Source organism: Photobacterium japonica (genome assembly GCF_050337005.1).
GTDB classification, from domain to species: domain Bacteria; phylum Pseudomonadota; class Gammaproteobacteria; order Enterobacterales; family Vibrionaceae; genus Photobacterium; species Photobacterium japonica.
The window spans coordinates 44,078-67,688 of record NZ_JAKJSN010000023.1 but is presented as its reverse complement, the minus strand read 5'-3'; the positions used below and the strand labels follow the sequence as shown (position 1 = coordinate 67,688).

Annotated in this window: 16 protein-coding genes; 7 read left to right on the top strand and 9 right to left on the bottom strand. The window is 49.1% G+C overall.

The window, feature by feature from the left end; translation table 11 throughout:
* Nucleotides 1-38: 38 nt before the first annotated feature.
* Nucleotides 39-347, top strand: a complete 309-nt coding sequence (locus L4C36_RS10515; protein WP_428477758.1) for a hypothetical protein — start codon at nucleotides 39-41, stop codon at nucleotides 345-347.
* 146 nt (nucleotides 348-493) lie between these two features.
* Here the strand turns inward: L4C36_RS10515 and L4C36_RS10510 are convergent, their stop codons facing one another.
* Together L4C36_RS10510 and mrcB are read right to left on the bottom strand one after the other, a co-directional pair.
* Complete coding sequence (locus L4C36_RS10510) at nucleotides 494-1,039, bottom strand: NUDIX hydrolase (protein WP_428477776.1); 546 nt, start codon at nucleotides 1,037-1,039, stop codon at nucleotides 494-496.
* Nucleotides 1,040-1,110: 71 nt separating this feature from the next.
* Complete coding sequence (gene mrcB / locus L4C36_RS10505) at nucleotides 1,111-3,540, bottom strand: penicillin-binding protein 1B (protein WP_428477757.1); 2,430 nt, start codon at nucleotides 3,538-3,540, stop codon at nucleotides 1,111-1,113.
* 198 nt (nucleotides 3,541-3,738) lie between these two features.
* On the opposite strand from mrcB, the gene L4C36_RS10500 reads away from it, so the two are divergent.
* On the top strand, nucleotides 3,739-4,194 hold the full coding sequence (locus tag L4C36_RS10500) for an exoribonuclease R (RefSeq protein ID WP_428477756.1): 456 nt from the start codon (nucleotides 3,739-3,741) through the stop codon (nucleotides 4,192-4,194).
* Between the two features lie 83 nt (nucleotides 4,195-4,277).
* On the opposite strand, the gene L4C36_RS10495 is transcribed toward L4C36_RS10500, so the two are convergent.
* The 3 genes from L4C36_RS10495 to L4C36_RS10485 all read right to left on the bottom strand — a co-directional run bounded on the left by L4C36_RS10495 (nucleotide 4,278) and on the right by L4C36_RS10485 (nucleotide 10,074).
* Nucleotides 4,278-5,984, bottom strand: coding sequence for a phospho-sugar mutase (locus L4C36_RS10495; RefSeq protein WP_428477755.1), 1,707 nt, complete (start codon nucleotides 5,982-5,984; stop codon nucleotides 4,278-4,280).
* Nucleotides 5,985-6,171: 187 nt separating this feature from the next.
* Nucleotides 6,172-8,121 carry a DEAD/DEAH box helicase gene (locus L4C36_RS10490; protein WP_428477754.1) on the bottom strand — a complete coding sequence of 650 codons (1,950 nt, stop codon included), beginning with the start codon at nucleotides 8,119-8,121 and terminating at the stop codon, nucleotides 6,172-6,174.
* 255 nt (nucleotides 8,122-8,376) lie between these two features.
* On the bottom strand, nucleotides 8,377-10,074 hold the full coding sequence (locus L4C36_RS10485; RefSeq protein ID WP_428477753.1) for a sensor domain-containing diguanylate cyclase: 1,698 nt from the start codon (nucleotides 10,072-10,074) through the stop codon (nucleotides 8,377-8,379).
* A 375-nt stretch (nucleotides 10,075-10,449) separates the two neighbouring features.
* On the opposite strand from L4C36_RS10485, the gene L4C36_RS10480 reads away from it, so the two are divergent.
* Both L4C36_RS10480 and L4C36_RS10475 read left to right on the top strand, forming a co-directional pair.
* The gene (locus L4C36_RS10480; RefSeq protein ID WP_428477752.1) at nucleotides 10,450-12,468 is read left to right on the top strand and encodes an exoribonuclease II; all 2,019 of its coding nucleotides are present in this window, start codon (nucleotides 10,450-10,452) and stop codon (nucleotides 12,466-12,468) included.
* 151 nt (nucleotides 12,469-12,619) lie between these two features.
* Entirely contained in the window at nucleotides 12,620-13,195 is a 576-nt protein-coding gene (locus L4C36_RS10475) for a DUF1415 domain-containing protein (RefSeq protein ID WP_428477751.1), read from the top strand.
* Between the two features lie 542 nt (nucleotides 13,196-13,737).
* On the opposite strand, the gene malG is transcribed toward L4C36_RS10475, so the two are convergent.
* From malG to malE, 3 genes are all read right to left on the bottom strand, one after another.
* Nucleotides 13,738-14,628: a maltose ABC transporter permease MalG gene (malG, locus tag L4C36_RS10470; RefSeq protein WP_428477750.1), complete on the bottom strand. Its 891-nt coding sequence runs from the start codon at nucleotides 14,626-14,628 to the stop codon at nucleotides 13,738-13,740.
* An 11-nt stretch (nucleotides 14,629-14,639) separates the two neighbouring features.
* Nucleotides 14,640-16,223, bottom strand: coding sequence for a maltose ABC transporter permease MalF (gene malF / locus L4C36_RS10465; RefSeq protein WP_428477749.1), 1,584 nt, complete (start codon nucleotides 16,221-16,223; stop codon nucleotides 14,640-14,642).
* Between the two features lie 63 nt (nucleotides 16,224-16,286).
* The gene (gene malE, locus L4C36_RS10460; RefSeq protein ID WP_428477748.1) at nucleotides 16,287-17,468 is read right to left on the bottom strand and encodes a maltose/maltodextrin ABC transporter substrate-binding protein MalE; all 1,182 of its coding nucleotides are present in this window, start codon (nucleotides 17,466-17,468) and stop codon (nucleotides 16,287-16,289) included.
* 696 nt (nucleotides 17,469-18,164) lie between these two features.
* On the opposite strand from malE, the gene malK reads away from it, so the two are divergent.
* From malK to L4C36_RS10445, 3 genes are all read left to right on the top strand, one after another.
* Nucleotides 18,165-19,274 carry a maltose/maltodextrin ABC transporter ATP-binding protein MalK gene (malK, locus tag L4C36_RS10455; RefSeq protein WP_428477747.1) on the top strand — a complete coding sequence of 370 codons (1,110 nt, stop codon included), beginning with the start codon at nucleotides 18,165-18,167 and terminating at the stop codon, nucleotides 19,272-19,274.
* Between the two features lie 83 nt (nucleotides 19,275-19,357).
* On the top strand, nucleotides 19,358-20,269 hold the full coding sequence (locus tag L4C36_RS10450) for an alpha/beta hydrolase (protein ID WP_428477746.1): 912 nt from the start codon (nucleotides 19,358-19,360) through the stop codon (nucleotides 20,267-20,269).
* 141 nt (nucleotides 20,270-20,410) lie between these two features.
* A complete protein-coding gene (locus L4C36_RS10445; RefSeq protein ID WP_428477745.1) occupies nucleotides 20,411-20,596 on the top strand; it encodes a hypothetical protein in 186 nt (61 codons plus the stop codon).
* Between the two features lie 181 nt (nucleotides 20,597-20,777).
* On the opposite strand, the gene L4C36_RS10440 is transcribed toward L4C36_RS10445, so the two are convergent.
* Nucleotides 20,778-23,591, bottom strand: a complete 2,814-nt coding sequence (locus L4C36_RS10440) for an amylo-alpha-1,6-glucosidase (RefSeq protein WP_428477744.1) — start codon at nucleotides 23,589-23,591, stop codon at nucleotides 20,778-20,780.
* Nucleotides 23,592-23,611: the final 20 nt, after the last annotated feature.

The following is a 23,611-nucleotide window of genomic DNA, read 5'->3' as shown; positions in this document are numbered from 1 at the left end:
CTCGTTCACTGATCTTTTCCTGTGAAAGTAATCAAAAGATGATTGAGTTGAGACGTGATGAACGTCACTTCGATTTAAACATCACCGATCTGAAAAATAATCGTGTTATTTTCTCTGAAAGCTGCAAAAAAAGTGCGCTAAAAAGTAATCGCTATCAACGCGAATTCGTGACGGGTAACATGCTGACCTGCAAAAATGAAGACGCTCGCTTTACCCTGTTTGACTACATGAATGAAGAAAAAGAAATCGTACAGAGTACTGGGATTGATGTGCAGGTAGAGGAAACGAAATTTACGTATTACTGTAAGAAAAATACCATCAACTTCATTCATGAGCTCGTGCAGTAAACCGCTGTGCGCTAGCAACACTGCGTCGTAGGCGCCAAAACAAAAAAACCAACCGCAACGATTACCGTTAGGGTTGGCTTTTTAACACTGTAGCGAGGGTGTGTCCCTAAATTAACTAAGGCAACGCAGTGTGATCGTATACCGTATCATGCAACGTGTTTTTCGTTAGCGCGCGCAGGCAGTAACTCGTCGACAATCAATTTCAATAAGAATGTCTCTCGTTCAATCGACATCCCCTTCTTGTCACTGTTCGCCATGGTATGCTCATTGTGTGCAATAGCATCGAAAATGTTGATCCACACCGGTTTCATGCCGTTGTTGATTTCATAATCTTCAAGGTTCGTTTCGCCCAACTGCGCATCAATCGTACACACAAAGCAGTAGGATTCCATGTGCATGATATCGTGATCCGGTTTGTACCACGGGCGATATTCCTCGTAGATGCCAAACGCTGTGATATCACGAATGTTCTGCGCACCGGTTTCTTCTTCCAGTTCACGGATCAACCCTTGTACCGCGTCTTCACCCTCATCGATCCCTCCCCCCGGCAACGTGTAGTCATGGTAGCGTGCGGTGTAGAGCATCAAGATGTTGTCACCCTGCAGGATAATGCCTCGTGCCGCTTTGCGGTGAAACATGCTGCCTTCAAGATCCAATAACTCAGGGTGTACGGTTGATTTCAATAAACGCATGTCGAACTTATCTCGGTTGACCAGTGTAGAGCGCAGCATTGTAGCGATCGCACCTGCGTGACGCAAATACCTTACCAATCAAACAATTTATTGAAGAAGGTTTCAACCTGCTTCACACCTTCTTTCACGCCATCCTCGACATGCTGTACGCCACGCTGTACCTGCTTAACGGGCAGTATCTCACACCCTTCACGCAATTGGCCCTGTGGATCCCACGTCGGCAGATACACATTGCCCGTACAACTTWGCGCCAACACACCCCGTTGATCGCGGTAATACTCAAAATCCACCACACGATCGGGAACCGGTATGACCAAAGGTTCTGGATCACGGTGTTGGATATAATCGGCATACAAACGCAACGGGCCAGAGGAACCGGTCAGTTTCACGGCTTTGTTATCATCACGCCCCATCCATATGGTCACGACTTCGCGTCCATCAACCCCGACATACCAACTGTCTCGGCCTTGGTCAGACGTTCCGGTTTTTCCTGCCAGTCGTGATGAAGGCAACAAGGAATTCAAATAACGCCCCGTCCCTTCCGTGACGACTTTCTGCAAACTGAACATGGTTAACCATGCGGCTTGCGGTGACACCATTTCGCTGGATGTCGGCAAATGTTGATACAAAATTCGACCGTCTTTATCCACCACGGCACTCAACGATGTCAATTCACTGCGCTGTCCGCCGTTAGCGATGGTTTGATACATTTGCGTCACTTCCACTGGCGTCAGCGTGAAAGCCCCCAATAGCATTGACGGTAACTTCGGCACTTCATTTTCATTGATGCCAAGGCGACCCATAGTATCAATCACGCTATCCAGCCCCACTGCCATTCCAAGGTTCACCGTGGGAATATTGTAGGATTTCGCTAACGCGCGGTATAACGGCACTTCACCACGGTATTTACGGTCATAGTTACGCGGTGACCATTTTTCGCCATTTTCACCCCGTACAGTTAGCGGTTCATCTTTCAGGCTGGTCGCTAAGGAGAATTGTTCCGGCTTTTCCAGTGCCGCCAGATAAATCGCGGGTTTCACCACTGAGCCGATCTGGCGTTTGGCATCGACCGCGCGGTTAAAACCGTCATAACCCGGACGTGAACCGCCGACAATGGCACGGATTTCACCGGTCATTCGATCTGCCACCACCACGGCAGTTTCCAGCTCATTACCGGCTTTGGCTTCTAGCGTCGGAATCACTTTGTTCACCGACTGCTCCACCATGGCTTGTGAACGCGGATCAAGCGTGGTGAATAGACGTAGCCCTTGGCCAGGTTCATAACCTCTTACCTTGGCTTCCAGTTCACGTTCAAGCTGGCCAAAATAGGCAGGCTGACGATTAGAAATCTGCCCTTTGGCCTGCAAGTCTAAATCGTGCTTGATGGCCGCTTTATAATCAAACCGATCCAACGCACCATTATCCATCATCAGCTTCAAGACGAGATCACGACGGCGCTCTGCTCGTTCAGGGTAACGCCATGGGTTGTAATAAGACGGCCCTTTCACCAAACCGACCAATAACGCTTGCTGGTCAACACGCAATTCAGACAATGGCAAACCAAAATAAAAACGCGCACCCAATTCAAAACCGTGCACAGCATCGCGACCACTTTGCGCAAGGTACACTTGGTTAAGGTAAGCATCTAAGATTTGATCTTTGCTGTAACGGTAATCAATGATGATCGCCATATAGGCTTCACGGAATTTACGCCACAGGCTACGCTCACTGGACAAAAACATGTTTTTTGCCAGCTGTTGCGTCAGGGTACTGCCCCCTTGTACGGTTTTACCGGCTTTCAGGTTGGCCAAAAAGGCACGTGCAATCGCCGTCGGTGAGACGCCATCGTGCTCATAAAAATCGCGGTCTTCGGTCGCGATTAAGGCATCAATTAATGGCTTTGGCATTTCTGCCATTGGGCGATAGATGCGTTGCTCATCGGTTTTAGCTTCCAGCATACCCAGCATTTTCGGCTCGACACTGACATAGCCTAACTCGCGCTTTGTATCCCCTTCGATAATCCGTTTCACTTTGGAGTAATCGAACTCCGCAATAATATGACGGGCTTCTTGTGCCCCATCACGAAAATCAAACGGGCGACGGATAAACTCCACTTTCAATCGGCTAGTAGCATACTCCCCCGGTTGAGTGGGCTTATTCACTTTCCGGTATTTCAGGACCTTCAGCTCGCTAATCAAATCTTCATATCGGATCAGCGCGCCAGGCTGCAACGTTAACTCACGGGCATAAACAACCGAAGGCAACTGCCAGAGCTGCCCTTCAAATTTTTCGGTAATTTCGCCATTCAGCGCAAAGCCCATTTTGGTGAGTCCACCGCCAACGGCCAGAACACCGACAAGGCATGAATATGTCACCCAGCGCGGGACACGCCGCTTTTTACGTGGCGTTGCCGAGGCATTGGATGATGACGTTGCGGTATTACCCGCGTTCACGCCAGCCTGTTTTTGCTCTGATTCATTCGGTGTGTGTTGCTTGCTCATAGTCACTCTTCATCACAAATTCGCGCCGACCATACCCCAAGCTAATCAGTGTAATGTCAAAACCCTGTCAAAGCCGAGTCTCCTCCACAGAGAAGCGCACCTTGTATTGGCAACCTGCGAGGCAACTAACAAGCGCTAGCAATTTCATGCAAAATCACTCAAAATATGCGCCCTTGCAAACCAAAGAACAGAGTAACCATGGAACGCGATTATAGCCTTGAATGCCTGATGACCATGCCGCGCCACGAACTAGAAGAGTTCAGCCTACGCGTGATCAGCCGTATGGTGCCAGAAGAAGCGATGCAAGAACTGTTTACTTTTGAACAAGAAGAAGTCGACAGTGAAGAGCGTATGAAATCAGCACAGTTCGATGCCATGTTGCGTATGAATGCGATCGCCTTGGGTGAAGTGGCAGCGGCGTTTGCCGAGTCCGAAATGGCCAAGCAAAATACCGAGCGAATGACACGCTTGATCTTATGGCACTTCTACGCCATTTCTTTCAATCTGGAAGAAGCTGTCACGCTGGAACAGCATTGTGAGCAAGTGGAAGCGATCCTGAACAATGCGCCTCGCGATGCGTTTGGTTGGGTAAAAGTGTTGACGGAATTGCTGCACACCTATGCTGAACTTAACGAAAAGCAAAACGAAAAATAAAACAAAAAAGACAAGAAAAAGACACCGCGAATAACACGACAGCCTGCCATGTTCACCATGGCGGGCTGTTCTTTTTATGTCGCTTATCCCTGTAACGACGCTTGATGCTTTTCGATCAAATCCGCCATCGCTTCTTCTGCTCGTTGCTGAACATGCTTCAGACAATCTTCGTGCCCCATGGCTTCCACCACTTCGTAATAACACTTCAATTTGGGCTCAGTACCTGACGGACGTACCACAACACGCGAGGCATCATCAAGATGATAAATCAATACATCGCTGGCCGGTAAGTCAATGGTTTCGATCACCCCTTCGGCATCAATACGCTGTGATGTTTTCAGATCATCCGTACGTACCACGGCACGGCCAGCAATCGTACTGGGCGGTTGTGCCCGCAAGGTATCGCCAATCGGTGGTGATCCCGGCTGCAGCGCAATACTGCGTTGTGCATTAAGGTATAACCCATGTTCACGATAGATCGCTTCAATGCGATCCCACACCGTCGCGCCATTGGCGGCCAACTCTGCGGTTAATTGCGCGAATGCCACCAAGGCAGACAGGCCGTCTTTATCCCACACGGTCGTGCCCACGGTGTAGCCCAATGCCTCTTCGTACGCAAACACGAACGGCTGCTCTGGCGTTTCCTTTTCCATCGCCACATTCGTGAGCCATTTGAAACCCGTCAGGGTCTGAAAATACTTCGCATCGACCGACTTGGCTATTTTCTCCAGCAAACTGGACGAGACAATCGTGGTGCCGACCAAGGCTTCATTGGGCGTCACTCGGGTAAGCAGGTAATGCCCGAGCAACATACCGACCTGGTCACCCGTCAACATTTTATATTCGCCCTCTTCCGTGCGCACCGCCACTGCAAAACGATCGGCATCCGGGTCATTCGCACAGGCCAATGTCGCGCCGTGAGCCTTCGCTTCGGCAATCACCATATCCATCGCCCCCGGCTCTTCCGGATTAGGGAAGTTCACGGTAGGAAACGTGCCGTCAGGTTCGCGCTGCGCTTTTACACTGTAAACCTGATTAAACCCCGCATCGGCCAATAAGGTTTCGGCGAGATCTGCCCCCACCCCATGCATGGCGGTATACGCGATACTGACCTTTTCTGGCGCGGTATGGTTGGATAAAAAAGGACTGCTATTCACAGCATGGCGGTATTGCGCATAAAAAGCACCGCCCAATAACGAGAGTAAGCCCAGCGGTTCAATTTGAGACAGGGATAAATCCGGTAGGGGGGCTTGCGCGGCAATGTCGATCTGCGCGGCAATACCGCTATCATGTGGCGGAATGATTTGCGCACCGTTACCCCAATAGACTTTAAAGCCATTGTACGCGGGCGGATTATGGCTTGCGGTCACCACCACCCCGGCTGCCGCATTCAAGTGCCGCACACTAAATGCTACCACAGGTGTCGGCGCAACAGTCTCAGTAAGATACACGTGGATCCCAAGTGACCCCAACATCACCGCCGCATCGGTCGCAAATTGTTTGGAATCCGGCCGGCCATCATAGCCAATGACGACCCCTTTCGCGGCCGCATCATCAACCTGCTGAAGCAAGTATGTGCCCAACCCTAAAGCCGTTTCTTGTATCACCAATCGATTCATTCGGTTCGGCCCAGCCCCAACGATCCCCCTGAGTCCGGCAGTACCGAACGCTAAACGGGCGCTAAACCTTTCTTCCAATGCTAATTGGTCATTGGAATCAATAAGCCGCTGCAATTCTTCTCGTGTGGTTGGATCTGGATCACGAGCCATCCATGTCGATACGTTGTTCATTGAGTTGAGGTCCTGACTAACACACAAAACTCAGTATAGCCTGATCACCCCAGAATCAAACCCTGCGGTTTCTCACCATCAACATGATCCTATTGAAGCCGCACAATGACGTTCACAAATTGCAGGCAAAAAAAATCCAGCCATTAGGCTGGATTTCTTAATAAGCTATTCGCTATCGATGAAGAGATTAATCTTCGCGAGGCTTACGGTCACGGCGAGGTGCGCCGCTAGCATTGCTATTCGCGTTGCTGTGGTTGCGTTCGCCACGGAAGCTACCACGGTTGTCGCCGCCACGGTTACGGTCGAAACGACGTTCGCCATTACCACGACCATTGCCACCTTCACGGTTGCCACCTTCGCGGTTACCACGGAAACCACCACGGTTGCCGTCACGGTTACCATCACGGTTGCCGCCACGGTGCTCACGTAGTACTTCACCTTCAACAACAACAGCTTTCACGTCGTTCTGACGGATACGCAGTTTCTTAAGCTGTGCTGCAACTTCTGCAGTCATCTTCTTAGGAAGCTGAACGTAAGTGTGCTCAGGAGCCAGTTTGATTGCACCGATGAACTCTTTGCTTAGGCCAAGCTCGTTTGCGATTGCGCCAACGATGTCTTTAACCTGAACGCCTTGCTCACGGCCAACTTGTAGCTGGTACGTATCCCAGTCAGCGTTGTTGTAAGTACGACGTTCGCCACGCTCACCGCGTTCACGACGTTCACCGCCACGCTCGCCGCGCTCACCACGTTCGCCACGATCGCTACCACGACGGTCACGACGTTGCGATTCACGCTCAATAGCAGCAACCATTGGATCTGGACCTTTGTAGAACAAAGGACGGCTGCCTTGCTGGCGTTGAAGTAGCATTGCAGCAAGAGTCGCCGCATCAACTTCGATGGTTTCTTGTAGCTTTTCAACAAGCTCAACAAACGCTTCTACGCTTGATTCGTCTTTCTGAGCAGCAAGCTCAAGACCTAGACGGTTCAGGCGAGCATCAGCAACAGCATCACGTAGAGGAAGTTGGATTTCATCCATGCGTGATTTAGTTACACGCTCGATAGTGCGAAGCATACGGATTTGGTTAGTACGAACCAATAGGATCGCTTTACCGTTACGTCCTGCACGACCAGTACGGCCGATACGGTGGATGTATGATTCTACATCGAACGGGATATCGTAGTTGAATACGTGTGTAATACGTGGAACATCAAGGCCACGTGCCACAACGTCAGTTGCAACTAGGATGTCAATAACACCACGTTTGATATGGTCAACAGTACGCTCACGTAGCGACTGAGGAATATCACCGTGAAGTGCTGCCGCTTTGAAGCCACGAGAAGACAACCAGTCAGCTAGACGCTCGGTATCTTGACGTGTACGTACGAATACGATTGACGCATCAGTTTCTTCAGTTTCAAGAAGACGCATCATTGCTTCGTCTTTCTCTACGCCTTTAACAACCCAGAACTGCTGCGCAACTTGCGATACAGTACGGTTTTCACCAGCAACGTCGATACGCGCTGGAGTACGTAGGAAACGGTCAACGATTTCTTTAACGATTGGAGGCATAGTTGCAGAGAACAGAACGCGCTGAGCTGATTCTGGAGCCTGTTCCATGATCCAAGTTACGTCGTCAACAAAGCCCATCTTCAACATTTCGTCAGCTTCATCAAGTACGAAAGTCAGTACTTCATCAAGGTGTAGACGATCACGAGTGATTAGGTCTTTAACACGGCCAGGTGTACCAACAACGATGTGAGCACCGTTCTTAAGTGCACGCATCTGATCAACGATAGAAGCACCACCGTAGATTTCAAGTACTTTAAGGCCCTTGATGTTCTGACCAAGTACTTTGATTTCAGCAGCTACCTGAATCGCTAGTTCACGCGTTGGCGCCATAACGATTGCTTGTGGTTTGTGCTGGTTGATGTTTAGCTTGTTCAGTAGCGGTAGAGAGAATGCTGCTGTTTTACCAGTACCAGTCTGCGCTTTACCAAGTGCATCTGTACCAGTCAATAGAAGTGGAATTGACGCCGCCTGGATAGGAGTAGGCGCAACGAAGCCCATTGAGTCAAGTGCGGATAATAGTGTATCTGCCAGTTCTAACTGGCGAAATTCTGTAACAGATTCTAGCATTGGGATCCCAATATATAATCTAACTAAAAACGGGGCCCCTTCGGCTTTAAACGGTTCTGCAACAGCAACCACAAGCATGGGCCTCGACGATTTGAGGCGCGCATTGTCTGCCATTACTCGATAAAAAGCCAGAAAAAATTGAGCAACGTCACAAAATAACTGTCAATAACCTATTATTTATACAATGCGAACAACGCCACAGCTATTCTTCATCTGTTACATCTTAAATCTKTGATTTCCTTAACAGCATTTACCTCAATTTAGCTCACATTCAGCACTCTGAAGCACGTATTTATATCGGTACAACTGGTTGCGACCGGCTTTTTTCGCTTGGTATAGCGCTTTGTCCGCGCCATGAAGTAAACACACCGCCTCATCCCCACTTTGTGGTATGCGGCTACATACGCCCACACTGACGGTGACAATTCCTAACTCACTTTGGCAGTGAGGGATATTCAACGCAGCAATCGTTTTAATGATTCGCTGACAGAGGGCATTCGCGTCACTCACTGACAGCGACGGCATTAAACACGTGAACTCCTCCCCCCCATAACGGCTCACAATAGCGTTCAGGTAGGGTTTCATGATCACATCTAATGCGTTGGCAATGCGCTTTAAGCAGGTATCCCCTTCAACATGACCATATTCATCATTGAAGCGCTTAAAATGGTCTACATCAATCATCACCAAATGAAGCGTGTTGCCTTGTTCCGCCGCCAATTCCCAATAGCGCTGTAAAGAAAGATCAAAAAATCGGCGATTGGCAATACCGGTTAAGCCATCTTGCATTGACCACAATGCTAATTGTTTATTGGCTTCTTCTAACGCTTTATTAGCCAGCTTTATCGCTTGGGTGCGTTCATTCACCCGCTCTTCCAATTCTAAATTCAACTGCTGCAACATTTCGTGATTACGACGGATCACAATTTGCTGCCCTAATGCGGCACCAAACAACTTCAAAATTTCTTTTTGGTGCTCAGTCAATATACGTTGATTAATTAAGTTATCGGCCGCCACCCAACCGATACAATTATCCCCGTTCCACATCGCGATCATAGCGTTCCACCCTACCCCGACCTGTGTTGTTCCGAAATACAGCGGTGCATTCTCTTTAACCACCACGTGGTCTTTACGGCTTAATGCTTCATTCACTAATGGGTGGTCGGGAATGGCGCTGGTAAACTGCGCACGCGATACCAAGTTGCCCTCAGGGTCTGTGCCAAACGTGCCACGCATTTCATTTTTATCAAAGTCCGTCAGGAATATCGCCATGCGGTCTATCGCCAAATACTGCCGCCCTAGCATCACAGCATCGCGATAAAGTTGGTCTAAGCCGCTCGCTTTAGACAGGGTCAATGTCACATCATGTAAGTTTTTCAGCAACGACAAATAATGCGTAATGGAATGGTTTCTCATCTCGAGTTCAGCTTCGACGCTGCGGCGGGAAATATGGTGGGCCAACACTTCATCTTGCAGTAAACGCGCACTGAGATCAGAGGCAATCAAAAATAAGAAGGACTCAAGTACCTGTTGTTGTGCTTCAAGGTGTTCAGGTTGCGTAGTGTCAACATAAAGGTAACCCACCGAACGAAAATGAGTACGGATAGGCATCACAAAGCGGATTAATGGCCGCTCTTCTTTGTCCCAAATAGGCACATAGTCCGGGCTATCCACTTTCTGTACGGTGTAGTCGTCATGTTTACTTTGCGTAAAACAAACAAGGGGCACATCGTTGAACGCGTGCAGAGGAATGGGAACAGGATAATAGCGGAATGCCCCATTCATCCAGCAAGCCATCACATGGCTTTCTCCCTCTTGCTCAACCACAAACGTGATGGTGTCTAACTGTAATGATTGGTTCAATGTCGAGAGCAGGCAAACGCACCAATGCTCCATATTCGCTTGTCTCGCCAATTGATTTGCCAATGGTGAGAGCGCATCACGCTTTTCCATATCCGTCTTCCGCCAAATCGACACTTATCCCACCGAGTTTAAGGCTACGCGATAAACAGCCAGCAGTTCCTTGTCTGTATGATGAGCAACTGCACGATTGCTCTCGTCTGTGTTCTACTCACAGGAGAATGTTTTATAAAGGATTCTGGCACAGAAGGGAAAAGGCGGACGTCTATTTTTTGATCGCGGTTATAGGTTTCTACGTTCTTAATTGGCAAACCCGATATTTTGCACCTGATTTCATACTTTTATCAGGTTTGTTATATACACTTTATTTTTACATCTTCCTTATCGGACGTTCTCGGTCGGGTTAAACTTGGTTTTGCTGGCTGAAAACTTTATAGTGTCCGAGTTAACAACCTGAGACCGGGCATAATGTTTCAAGATAATCCTCTACTAGCACAGCTTAAAAAACAGATCCAGGAAACCCTTCCTAAAAAAGAAGGCACCATCAAGGCCACTGATCGCGGTTTTGGTTTTCTGGAAATTGACAACAAAGACAGCGTTTTCATTCCGCCTAACTATATGAAAAATGTCATGCACGGTGACCGTGTTATGGCCGTTATTCGTACAGAAAAAGAGCGTGAAGTGGCTGAACCGCAAGAGTTGATTGAACAAAAACTCAATCGCTTTATCGGTCGCGTGAAAATGATCCGCGATCGTCTGCACGTCGTGCCGGATCACCCACAGTTAAAAGAGGCTATTAAAGCACGCCCAGTCAAAGGCTTGAATCCAGAACTTCTGAAAGAAGGCGACTGGGTAGTCGCAATGCTGACGCGTCACCCTTTAGTTGGCGATAACAAAGCCTTCTTCTGTGATATAAAAGAAAAAATCACTGACAGCAACGACAAAATTGCACCATGGTGGGTCACCCTAGCCCGTCATGACCTGCCCAATGCAGAACCTGCGCCACAAGCCAGCTGGTCAATGCTGGATGAAGGCCTTGAGCGTCAAGACCTGACGGATGTGCCATTCATCACCATCGACGGTGAATCCACCAAAGATATGGATGATGCGCTGTACACCGTTGTGAAGGAAGACGGCAGCTTTGAAATCACGATTGCGATTGCAGACCCAACGTCTTACATCTCGGTTGGCGATAAAATGGATGACGAAGCGCGTCAGCGTGGTTTCACCATTTACCTACCAGGCCGTAACATTCCTATGTTACCGCGTGAACTGAGTGATGAGCTGTGCTCACTGCTTGAAGATGAAAAGCGTCCAACGATTTGTTGCCGTGTCACGGTGAGCGCTGACGGCGTGATCCAAGATGACATTCACTTCTTCGCTGCATGGATCAAATCACAAGGTCGTCTATCGTACGACAACGTGTCTGATTTGCTTGAAAACGGCGAATGTGAAGGCTGGGCACCGAACGCCATCATCGAAGAGCAAATTCGCGCATTGCACAAATTTGCTAACGCGCGCAGCGCATGGCGTGCAAACAATGCGGTGGTATTCCCTGACCGTCCTGACTACCGCTTTGAACTGAGCGAAGACAACGACGTGGTCGCGATTCATACCGACCCTCGCCGTACTGCGAACCGCATGATCGAAGAAGCCATGATCACGGCAAACATTTGTGCGGGTCGTGCACTGCGTGACAAATTCGGTCTGGGTGTCTTTAACTACCACAACGGTTTCAATCCAGAAAAACTGGATACCGCGATGGAGTTCCTGACTAACGCAGAAGCCCCGTTTGAAAAAGAAGCATTGCTCACGTTGGAAGGCTTCAGTGCCCTACGTCGTTGGTTGAACGATCAGGACTCACCGTACCTTGATAACCGTTTACGCAAGTTCCAAGCGTACAGCGAAGTGGGTAATACACCTGCACCGCATTACGCAATGGGCTTGGATGCTTACGCAACGTGGACGTCTCCAATCCGTAAATACGGCGACATGATCAACCACCGCTTGCTAAAAGCCTTGATCTCAGGTCAAGCACCGACGCAAACACCGGATGATACCGTGGGTGACGAAATTGCCCTGCACCGCCGTAACCACCGTATGGCTGAACGTGACGTGGCTGATTGGTTGTACGTACGTTTGCTGAAGAACGCGGTGAAAGAAGCGACTGTCTTTACAGCGGAAATCTTCGATATTAACCGCGCCGGTATGCGTGTTCGCCTGCTAGAAAATGGCGCCGCGGCCTTTATCCCAGGATCGTTGATTTTGGACAACAAAGCCCGTATCGAATGCAGCGGTGACTTAGGCATTATCAATATTGATAAAGTCAAAGAATACCAACTGGGCGACCAGTTTGAAGTCACATTGGCTGAAGTGCGTACTGCGACACGTCAGCTTGTGGCGAAACCGGTAAAACAATTCCCGGATCTGACCACAGAAGCACCGGCTGACAACGCAACAGCAACGGATGAACCCGTAAAAGCGTAATCACGCGATTGACGTTACAGCACGAATTTACGATATAATCCTAAGGGTCTGCACATGCAGGCCCTTTTTTTACGCCTGTTTCTCCCTGCGCCCTCAACACGCAGAACAATCATAAAGACCGTGACGGTCAATAATTACAGATAAGTCAGCTATGTCAGAATCTACCCATAAAAACAGCCTCAGCACTATCGAGCAAGACGTACAGCAATGGCTAGAAGCCGTTGTTATCGGTCTGAACCTGTGTCCCTTCGCAGCGAAACCTAACCGCAATAAGCAAATCGATATCTACGTCGATGATACAGCAGCTGAAGACGTGCTACTCGAAGCCATTTATCAACAACTTAAGCGCTTAGACGAAACGCCCGTTGAACAGCTAGAAACCACGCTGGTCGTTGCGCCTAATCTGTTTAGTGACTTCGATGACTACAACCAGTTTTTGGATTTGGTGGATGCGTTAATCTTCCAGTGCGGTTATGACGGCACCTACCAAATCGCCAGTTTCCATCCACATTACTGTTTCTATGGTACCCAACCTGACGATGCAGAAAACCTAACGAACCGTGCGCCCTACCCGATCTTTCATTTGATCCGCGAAGCCAGCATGGAAAAGGTATTGAAGCATTATCCCGATCCAGAAGGGATCCCTGAACGCAATATTGCGTGTGTCGAAGCCCTATCACCGGAAGACATCAAACGGTTATTTCCGTTCCTGACTACATCCAAATAACGCAAACGACAGACATAAAAAAACCCGAACATGCCGTTCGGGTTTGGTTACTAAAACTTACCTTCAATAGAACGAAGAATAAGCCAGCTATGCAGCAACGCCAATATAGTGAGCTTAGTGATGTTTAACAGATCGGCGGCCAAACCAACGTTAAGCGCTAAACTCGAGAGTCAACTGCCCAAGTGAAAAGGCAGGTATATGTCTATTATTCTGAACATTTTAATACTCAGTAAGCATTATATTCTTAGTGTATACCAAACAGAAGAATTAAAATAATTTATTTCACACTCCTTTTATTCGCTATAAAAATCACTGTTCAATTTCACTGAAACACGTCATTTCCCCTTTCGCTCAATCCTACAATAGATATAAAGCATACCCATGCCAACCAAAAGCTCACCTTGGTTTAACAATCAGTTACATATGCTTTATTTCCATACTTACCGACTGCCTGGAAGATATATTTTTTCTCTTAAAAAAAAGAGCCCGATAACCACGGGCTCTTTTTATTTATATCAATAGAATGCATTCATGTATAAGGATTAACCTTTAACACCACCCGATGTCAGGCCACCGACCAAGAATTTCTGCGCCAACAAGAAGACCGTCGTAATAGGAATGGTCGATAATACCGCGGCCGCCGCAAAGTCACCCCACAAATAGTTCTGTGGATATAAATACTGCTGCATACCCACGGCCAAGGTGTAATTATTCACATCCGTTAGCAATAAGGAAGCCACTGGCACTTCCGTCACCACACCAATGAATGACAAGATGAACACAACGGCAAGGATCGGCACAGACAACGGCAACAAGACCAAACGGAATGCTTGCCATGGTGTCGCACCATCCAATGCAGCCGCTTCTTCCAACGAATTATCAATCGTTTCAAAATACCCTTTGATGGTCCATACATGCAGTGCAATCCCCCCTAAGTAGGAGAAGATTAACCCGCCGTGCGTATTCAAGCCCAAGAACGGAATGTACTGACCTAGACGGTCAAACACGGCATACAACGCAACCAGACCCAATACCGCCGGGAACATCTGGAAAATCATCATCCCTTTCAAAATCGTGCTCTTGCCTTTGAAACGCATACGCGCAAAAGCGTACGCACTGGTGGTGGATAGTGCGACAATAATCACCGAGGTGATCCCCGCGACTTTTACCGTATTCCACAGCCATAACAACACAGGGAACGGCGGAGGCGTCACACTGCCATCACTGTTGGTGACAGACATCCCCAGCGCCAAACGCCAGTGATCCAATGTCGGATTACTTGGGATTAACTCACCACTGGCGAAGTTACCTTCACGCAGGGAAATCGCAATCACCATCAACAAAGGCAACACCATTGCCGTTACAAACACACACAATGCAACGTGTGTCGCCCAGACCTTGTATTTTAAAGATTTCGATTGAACCATTGGCATGACTTTACTCCTTAGTCCTGCTCAAGCTTAGTATTGGTGAATTTCAGGTTAAGCAATGCCATGCCGCTGACCAAAATGAAGATCACGGTCGCAATCGCACCGGCTAGGCCGAAGTCTTGGCCACCGCCTCCTTCAAAGGCAATACGGTAGGTGTAACTCACCAACAAATCGGTGTAGCCCGCAGGCTCTGAGGTCCCCACCATATTAGGGCCACCCGTCGTCAATAACTGGATCATCACAAAGTTGTTAAAGTTAAACGCGAAGCTGGCAATCAACAGCGGTGTCATCGGCTTAATCAACATCGGTACCGTGATTTTGAAGAAGTTCTGAATCGGCCCTGCGCCATCAATGGCGGACGCTTCATACAAATCATCCGGAATGGATTTTAATAAGCCCATGCACAAAATCATCATGTAAGGGAAACCCAGCCACGTGTTCACAATCACCACCATGACACGTGCCGTGATCGGATCAGAGAACCATGACGGCTTAATACCAAACATGGTATCTAGCAGCATGTTGATTTCACCGAAACTTTGGTTGAACAAACCTTTGAAAATCAGGATTGAAATGAAAGACGGTACCGCATAAGGCAAAATCAAGAGTACGCGATAGATGCCACTGCCCTTCAACGGCTCCCACTGCACAATACACGCCAACACCATACCCAGCGCCAACGTCAGTGACACGGCCAAGAAGGCAAACACCACGGTCCAGACGAAGATACCCATGAACGGCTCTTTAATGCCGTCATCTGTCAGCACGCGCTCAAAGTTTGCCATGCCTACGCCGACCACGAATCCCGGAGAAATCGGCTTATCCACAAACTGACCGTTAGAATCAACTGGCTGGTAGTATCCAATCTCCATGTTCGGCTTAAACAATTGCTGAGTTTGGTTATTGAGCAAGGTTTGGCCATCATCTTGCAAAGTAAATAACGCAGATTCGGAGGCAAACTTACGCAGGCCGCTCATACGAATATCAGCGCCACTCGGCATCGCCAATTCAATTTCGCTTAAAGCCGCGCGATTTTGAATGATGGTTTTGATGGTCGCTTTTTTGCCTTCCACTGTGCTCACTTCACGCAACGCTATCGCTTCATCGCTAACAGGGGCTGACAAATCAAGCACGGAAGAAGCCAGCAAGGTGCCGCCGTCTTTGATGATGATCTGATGGCCATTATCCACCTGATACAAATCAAAGCCGTAACTTTTGCCGGATAAAAACGTCCGTTGCTGCAACACATTTTGCGTGCGTTCCATCGACAACTGATTAGACGCACTGTAGTTGGTAAACGCAAGGCCGACGGTATAGATTAGTGGGAAAATAACGAAGACCACCATCCCCGCGACACCCGGATAAATATAACGGTGCGCGTAGGTTTTCTTACTCCCAAAAATATACAGCGCTAACGCGGTGAGAAAAACGGTCAGTAAGGCAAAGGGAATTTCACCTTGTGCATACATCAGCACCGTCGCGTAACCATTGACGATACCGATCATGCCTAATAATGACCATTTCAGCCATTGACGATAATTAAAGGTTGGGCGAGTTTTTGGGATATCCAAAAACGCTTCGCCTTGAACTGACTGCATCTCAGCTCCTTGCTCGCAATAAGAGGAATAAAATAGGGAGAGATCCCTCTCCCCAAGACGGAATTATTTTAACAGGTGGGCGGCAGCGCCATTCTGTGCATCTTCGACACGCTGGCGACCATCAATAATATTCTGAATGGCATTGCCTTGCGCGTACCAAAATGCGGTCATCTGTGGCACGTTTGGCATAATTTCACCGTTCATGGCGTTATCCATGGTAGCGGCAATACGCTCATCGCTGGCCAATACTGACTGGAATGATTTTAATGCAACGGCCCCTAAGGGTTTATCGGCATCAACGCTTTCCAGCCCTTCATTGGTGAGCAAGTAATTTTCAATAAATTCGACCGCCAAATCTTTATTTGGCGAAGCTGCACTGATCCCCGCGGTTAATACCCCAACAAACGGCTTAGAAGGATTGCCGTTTAATTTGGGTAATAACGTGACGCCGTAATTAATGCCGGATTTATCAATATTATTCCAAGACCATGGACCATTGATGGTCAATGCAACATTGCCTTTATTAAATTCAGCTTCTGAGATGCTGTAATCCATATCAGCAGAGATCACCTTTTGATCCACCAGCGATTTGACAAAATTCATGCCATTTTTGGCACCGCGATTATTCAGGCCAACGTCTTTCACGTCGTACCCTTCTGCGGTGAACTTAAAAGCATAGCCGCCGTCGGCAGTAATGATTGGCCACGTGAAGAACGGCTCACGCACATTCCACATAATGGCTTTCTTACCGTCTTTCTGGAGCTGCTTGTCCAGTTCGGCAATGTCTTCCCAATTTTTAGGGGGTTTAGCCACCAAGTCTTTATTATAAATGAGAGAAAGTGCTTCCACCGCAATCGGATAACCCACCAACTTGCCGTCGTAGGTCACGGCATTCCAAGCGAAATCAATGATTTTGGCTTTCATTTCTTGGCTTGGATGCACCTCTGTCACAAGGCCCGATTTGGCATAGCCACCGAAACGGTCGTGACCCCAGAAAACAATATCTGGGCCATCCCCTGCGGCAGCCACTTGTTGAAAGCGATCAGCTAAGTTATCAGGAAACGCCACAGTCACTTTCACACCCGTATCCGCTTCAAACTGCTTCCCGACGTCTGCTAAGCCGTTATATCCCTTATCACCATTGATCCAGATGGTCAGTTGGCCTTCTTCAATGGCGGCATGTGCATTGAGTGAACCCAGTATAGCAAGGGTACACAATGCGACGGTGCTGAGGACTTTCTTCATTATTAACATCCTTCATGATTGTTATCTATGCGTGCTACAGAATACGGCTATAGCACAACTTGCATGGTCTATAATCCATTAGTCATAGGTATAAGGCATCATCCTGCCCCCTACGCCCCCGGCCACCAAGCAACAAAACCGTGATCTTCGTCGTGTTCAATAGTGATGCAGATCTAATTCCAATGCTTGATTGTGATACGCCGCACATAGTACGGATAATAAATATCACGTTCATCCTCTATACCTACAAAGTGTGATCTGAGTACTCCTCCCCCCCTCATCCCCCTCATTAATTTCGCTCTGGGAGGATGTTTACAATGCATTCCTCCGTAATATTATCGTTATGCCCAACAGGGTAGTTGAAGATGCTCATGCTTAGGCGAGTTGGCGTTTTTCACAGTAACCACTTCATTTAGATGATCGTGCTGTTTTATTTTCGGGGAAGTAAATAAGGCAGGTTGAGTCAGGTGGCGCGGTATTCGGTTCACGATGCATGCGCTACCTTTTTTTCTACGCACTCCGTAACTGAGCGGTAAATAAGCCGTAGTCAGACGTTACTGAATAATAACAGCCCAGACACACTTACCTAAAAAGCATCACGCATGACTGGAAATCCAGCAAAAATTCTTTACCCGCAAGGCCCGGCTTGAATATCATGCGCCTTGCAGGCAACAACAAACTTAGAGGATAGGCTCGATGACGAGTGTTACTTTACGAAATGTATGTAAAGCATATGGAGATAACCTGATTTCCAAGAACGTCGATCTCGATATTGCTGAAGGCGAGTTCGTCGTTTTTGTTGGCCCATCAGGCTGTGGTAAGTCGACCCTTCTGCGTTGTATCGCAGGGCTAGAAGACATCACATCTGGCGACTTGTTCATCGGTGAAAAGCGCATGAATGACGTGCCCCCGTCAGAGCGCGGCGTTGGTATGGTCTTCCAGTCTTATGCCCTTTATCCCCACCTGAACCTATTTGATAACATGTCGTTCGGCATGAAACTGGCCAAAGCGGACAAAGGCGAAATTAAACGCCGTGTTGACCATGCGGCTGACATCCTTCAGTTGGGTCACTTACTGGAACGTAAGCCGAAAGCCCTGTCTGGCGGTCAGCGTCAACGTGTTGCGATTGGCCGAACCTTGGTGTCTCAACCGAATGTGTTCTTGCTGGATGAGCCACTGTCTAACCTCGACGCCGCACTGCGTGTACAAATGCGTATCGAAATTGCCAAGCTGCACAAGCAACTCGGCTGCACCATGATTTACGTGACGCATGATCAGGTCGAAGCAATGACCATGGCACAGAAGATCGTCGTACTTGATGGCGGCTTTGTCTCGCAAGTGGGTAAGCCACTTGAACTGTACCACTACCCGAAAAACCGCTTTGTCGCAGGCTTTATCGGTTCACCAAAAATGAACTTCATGAGTGTGTTCATTGAGCAAGCGGAAGATGAGCGCGTGATGGTGCAACTGGCCGATGGCAACAGCTTCTGGATCCCGGTTGATGGCACGACAGTGACCAAAGGCGCGCGCATGTCGTTGGGGATCCGCCCTGAACACCTCGTACCCTGTGCAGAAGGCGATGCATGCATTGAAGGCACCGTTCAAGTGGTTGAAAAGCTTGGTTATGAAACCCAAGCCTACATCAATCTTGACCACATGGATGCGGACTTCATCTACCGCCGTCCAGATACCTTGGATATTGAATCTGGCGACAAGTTTAAAGTCGGCATCCCTGCGCACCGTTGTCACTTGTTCCACAGTAACGGGCAAGCGTGCCGTCGCTTATACCAAGAACCTGGCGTATAAGCCTCACTTTTTCCCCCTTAGATTAAAGCGCTGTCTATTCAGCGCTTTTTTTATATCGCGTTTTTGTATGGAGCCTGCCCCTCATGTTTGATCTTCGTGGTAAACAGATTGATCCTCGTCGTGAATCGTTTGATCCCCGCATAAAACAGTATGACCCGCACCGTATGGTGGTACTCCCTGACGTTGCAATACCGCAGCTCAATAAAACCCGTACTGTGCGTATTTATCTGCCCGTGGATTATTTCACCGTCCAGCGGCACTACCCCGTGATCTACATGCATGACGGACAAAATGTCTTTGAGCCTCAGCTTTGCATCTCTGCGATGAGCTGGCAAGCTGGCGAGTACCTCGACGCATTGCAACACAACAGCGATTTTGCTGGAGCGATCATTGTCGCTGTAGACTGCAGCCCAGAGCGCGAGCAATTTGGCCGTCGGGATGAGTACTCCCCGTGGCCCTACGAGGCGCAAGCTACCCTTGCCCATTGGCCAGAAGCGTTGGTACCACAAGGCGGAGACGGCAACGCGTATTGCCGCTTTATCGTCGAGACGCTCAAACCCTACATTGATCTCACTTACCGTACCTTGCCGCAACGTGAACACACCACCATCGCGGGCAGCTCCATGGGCGGTTTGATCAGCCTGTACGCCTTATTGACCTACCCAGAAACCTTTGCCAACGCAGGGGTGTTTTCTCCGGCTTTTTGGTTTGCCGAAACCGCGATGAAAACCCTCATTGCCGCCACATCACATGAGCACCTCGCACAATGGCCACTGACGGTATACATGGACATTGGCACAGAAGAAAGCAGCGGCCATGCAGGTTTCCCAGCCCTGTACCACGATTTAGCGGTTGATATCGCCAAGCAACTGCATACCTTTGGCCCCGTGGTTCAGTGTCGGTTTGATGTTGACCCAGGCGGGATCCACAGCGAAAGTGCGTGGGCACGGCGTTTTCCTGTCTTCATCGATCACTGCGTCTTACGCATGGCTTAGCCGGGAAAATGGAAGACTCGGGCATCTCTTTCTACACTCAAGCAGAGGGTGTTGACGAGCGACAAGCCTAATCAGTGCGCGCGACAACCGACTTTTCTCGTCACACATTTCGGCTAAATTCCGCGAAATGGAGGATCAGCCATGAGCAGTCATGACAGAATTGAGGATATCGAACAACGCATTTACCTTGCTTACCAAGAAGGGGATTACCAAGAAGCGAAATCACTTGAAATTAAGTTGAATCGACTCAGAGGGAAATTCAATACCCTTGATGAGCGAGAGCCTTATTCTTTAGAAGGTCGCATGTTTTGGGATGATGAGCAATAGATACCAATACCCTGACACCGGGCACCGTGGCGTTATCCACAATCGATGTCCACATGTTTCATCCTCCCCTGTCGCCCTAACAACGTGCATATACCTGTAAACAGATGTCTATAAAAAAAGCGCTGATCACTCAGCGCTTTTTACTGTTTCTCGCCGCACGACACGACGGGATAAACACCCATTAATCCGCGGCGTTCACCAAGCCCGCCTGCTCTACATCCTGCTGCAACACGTGCATGCCATTCAGCATCGGGAACGATTTGTTCACTGCCGGAGTAGCAAATTGCAAATCGCCAATTTCAAGGGCAAAACTCGGCTGAACACAGGTTAATGCCACGGCTTCACCATTCACCTGACATGTCGCGGTTTCAGGATCAAACGTCACCCGAACCGGTGTTGTACTCGCGGCAATAGAGACACTGTGCTTGGCTTTCAGTGAGTCCATCAATACGCACTCAATGCTAACCGACGTGTCCGTCGCCACCGACAGCGCAAACTGCAGTTGACCGTCAACCCGTTGGAAGTCCACCACCAAGGCATTGCTATCACCAAAACGCAACGTCGCTTGTGCCTGCTGCCAGCAACTTGGTAAACACGGTGCAAACGTCACTTTGTTATCAAGCAGGTTAGGCTTAAAGCCCATGTAGTCTTGATAACCGTTACGGGTAAATTCAGACACCGACCACGCCTGTGCGTATGTCCCAGACGTCGTGACTTGACCGCTTTCATTTAAGAAGGCATCCAAGTTTTCACTCATGGTACCGCGGTGACCGATGTGCAAAATTTGATCCGCCAGATTTTGCGTTAACTGGTAAGCAAAATCGACATAACCATATTCAATCAAGCTTGATACCGCAAAGCCGGCGTTCCAGCCCCAAATGGTGCCGTTATGGTACGCCGCATCCTTATGGTATTCCTCGCGGTTCGCGTGGTAAGGGTGGAAAATCGGGTCATGCTGGGACAGTGACGTGATCCCCCACGGGAATAACAACTCACTGATGGCATTTTTCACCACATTCGCGCCCACGGTTTTATCCAGCAGCGAATTATCAAACGGTACCGTCAACGTCATCAACTGATTGGTACGCACTTGCAGATCACGGCGGTTGTCTGCATGCAGACGATCAGCCAACAACTGGCTGTCAGTATCCCAGAACATCAACTGGAAGCTGGCTTTCACCTTTTCAGCCATAATTTGATAACGGGCTGCATTGGCGTCATCCCCCGTCAATTTGGCCAGCTCTACCGCCACCAACAAACTGGTGTACCACAGTGCCTGAATATCGTTCGCACGATCACCACGGGCAGACCACGGTAAGCGCCCTTCCAGCTTGGCATCCATCCACGTATCCGGATCGCGGTGGGTCATCAGCCCATAGGCATCCAAGTAGTGCTTTTCGATCCCGTCAATGTAGGTCTGCACAACCGGATAAATCGATTTCGCGTAGTCAGCATCACCGCTGTAACGTAAGTAGTCCCACACTTCGCGCACCATCCACGGCGTACCGTCGGTGGTGTTATAAATCATATTGGTCTTGCTGGTCACGCGGTTCGGGATACGGCCGTAGTTGATATCCGCGGGATCTTGCATCTGCATTTGTGCGAAGTTATCAATGATGGTTTTGGCATCCTCAAAATCACCGTTCACTAACGTGATACCCGGCACAGCGATGAAAGAGTCACGGCCCCAGCAGTCTTTAAACCACGGAAGACCCGCCCAAATGCCCTTGCCGTACTCACTGGAAACAAACACTTTGCCTGCCGCTTTGGCCCACATCAAGGCACGGTTGTACGCCAAATCTGACGTCCACAGGTACGAGTGCGTCAGCATGTCATACACATTCTGCTGATGTTCCGTCACACCGTCGCCGGTCAGCATACGGTTGGCTTGTGCAATGGCCGCGTCTGCGGTTTCCGCAAAGGCCAAATACACCGTCATGCTGGTAGTCGGCTGCTTCGTTCGGATCACTGGCTTCACGTGGTGACCACTGAAGAACGCCTGCTCTTTCAGGGCGGGTGTTTGAGCAAACGTGGTTTCTTCAAAATCAAACGCGGTATCGGCCACCAACGCGATGAAAGACGGCGTACCTGCTTGACGCAATTCAGGTGCCAGTGCATACACAACACCATGATCAAACGCCGTCACCTCTGACGCACTGATCGCCAAATTCAATTGTGGCGCCACCGCCAACAAAGCGGGCTGATCGGCACGTACCGTAATGGCGGCATTGCGCTCACCATTGTGCAAGCCTGAAAACAGCATCAACGTGTCTTCTACTGAATTGCCGCCTTGGGCGTACGTGTGTGTAACACCATACGGGAACAACTGCGCCTGCGTCGCGTGTGGTTTGGCATTCAACACCCCATCGACAAAGGTCGCAAACGTGCCCAGGTACCAACCTTGCTTGTGACGGTATTTACCCGCCGCCACAAACGCATGAGTGCTACCTTCGTAGTAACCGTCCACGTTATCACCGAACACAAAGGGTGCGCTGCTCTCAAGCGTAATGGCCACCTGCTCGAACAGGGATTCTGGCGCTAATACCGCCCCACCTTTACCGACCAATTCTCGCTTGTTCCCCACCACATCAAACGAGAACGCACCCAGTGTGCGAGCCGCCGCTTCTTCTGCGTTATCGCCGCCTTTATCGATTGTCATGCGTAACGCATCATCGGTTACCGCCAACTGAACAGTATATAAACCGGTTTCAGGGGCATGGAACACCAAATCATTGCCGATCCCTTTTGCCGGTACAACGACTTGCGCCTGCCCTAAGAAACAATCCACCGCTTTATATTGGTCTGCCGCAAAACACAGATCTTCTGTGCCTTGCTGATCGGTAATTTTGAAACTGTGTGCATCCGCAGACAAACACACAACCCCTTGATATACCCCATTACCTACGTAAGCCATCGGGGTATCATCACCCCAACCATTGAATGTGCCTTTTACATACAACTGCGCAGAAAATGGCGCTACGTCCATATGACTCATATCCTATCCTTCCCAACATG

Excerpts from the sequence above, each read along its gene's own strand:
- L4C36_RS10485 (WP_428477753.1), bottom strand. The coding sequence starts at position 10,074 with ATGGAAAAGCGTGATGCGCTCTCACCATTGGCAAATCAATTGGCGAGA.
- malG (WP_428477750.1), bottom strand. The coding sequence starts at position 14,628 with ATGCCAATGGTTCAATCGAAATCTTTAAAATACAAGGTCTGGGCGACA.
- L4C36_RS10495 (WP_428477755.1), bottom strand. The coding sequence starts at position 5,984 with ATGAACAACGTATCGACATGGATGGCTCGTGATCCAGATCCAACCACA.
- L4C36_RS10500 (WP_428477756.1), top strand. The coding sequence starts at position 3,739 with ATGGAACGCGATTATAGCCTTGAATGCCTGATGACCATGCCGCGCCAC.
- malE (WP_428477748.1), bottom strand. The coding sequence starts at position 17,468 with ATGAAGAAAGTCCTCAGCACCGTCGCATTGTGTACCCTTGCTATACTG.
- L4C36_RS10490 (WP_428477754.1), bottom strand. The coding sequence starts at position 8,121 with ATGCTAGAATCTGTTACAGAATTTCGCCAGTTAGAACTGGCAGATACA.
- L4C36_RS10480 (WP_428477752.1), top strand. The coding sequence starts at position 10,450 with ATGTTTCAAGATAATCCTCTACTAGCACAGCTTAAAAAACAGATCCAG.
- malK (WP_428477747.1), top strand. The coding sequence starts at position 18,165 with ATGACGAGTGTTACTTTACGAAATGTATGTAAAGCATATGGAGATAAC.
- L4C36_RS10515 (WP_428477758.1), top strand. The coding sequence starts at position 39 with ATGATTGAGTTGAGACGTGATGAACGTCACTTCGATTTAAACATCACC.
- L4C36_RS10440 (WP_428477744.1), bottom strand. The coding sequence starts at position 23,591 with ATGAGTCATATGGACGTAGCGCCATTTTCTGCGCAGTTGTATGTAAAA.
- malF (WP_428477749.1), bottom strand. The coding sequence starts at position 16,223 with ATGCAGTCAGTTCAAGGCGAAGCGTTTTTGGATATCCCAAAAACTCGC.
- L4C36_RS10510 (WP_428477776.1), bottom strand. The coding sequence starts at position 1,039 with ATGCGTTTATTGAAATCAACCGTACACCCTGAGTTATTGGATCTTGAA.
- L4C36_RS10475 (WP_428477751.1), top strand. The coding sequence starts at position 12,620 with ATGTCAGAATCTACCCATAAAAACAGCCTCAGCACTATCGAGCAAGAC.
- L4C36_RS10450 (WP_428477746.1), top strand. The coding sequence starts at position 19,358 with ATGTTTGATCTTCGTGGTAAACAGATTGATCCTCGTCGTGAATCGTTT.
- L4C36_RS10445 (WP_428477745.1), top strand. The coding sequence starts at position 20,411 with ATGAGCAGTCATGACAGAATTGAGGATATCGAACAACGCATTTACCTT.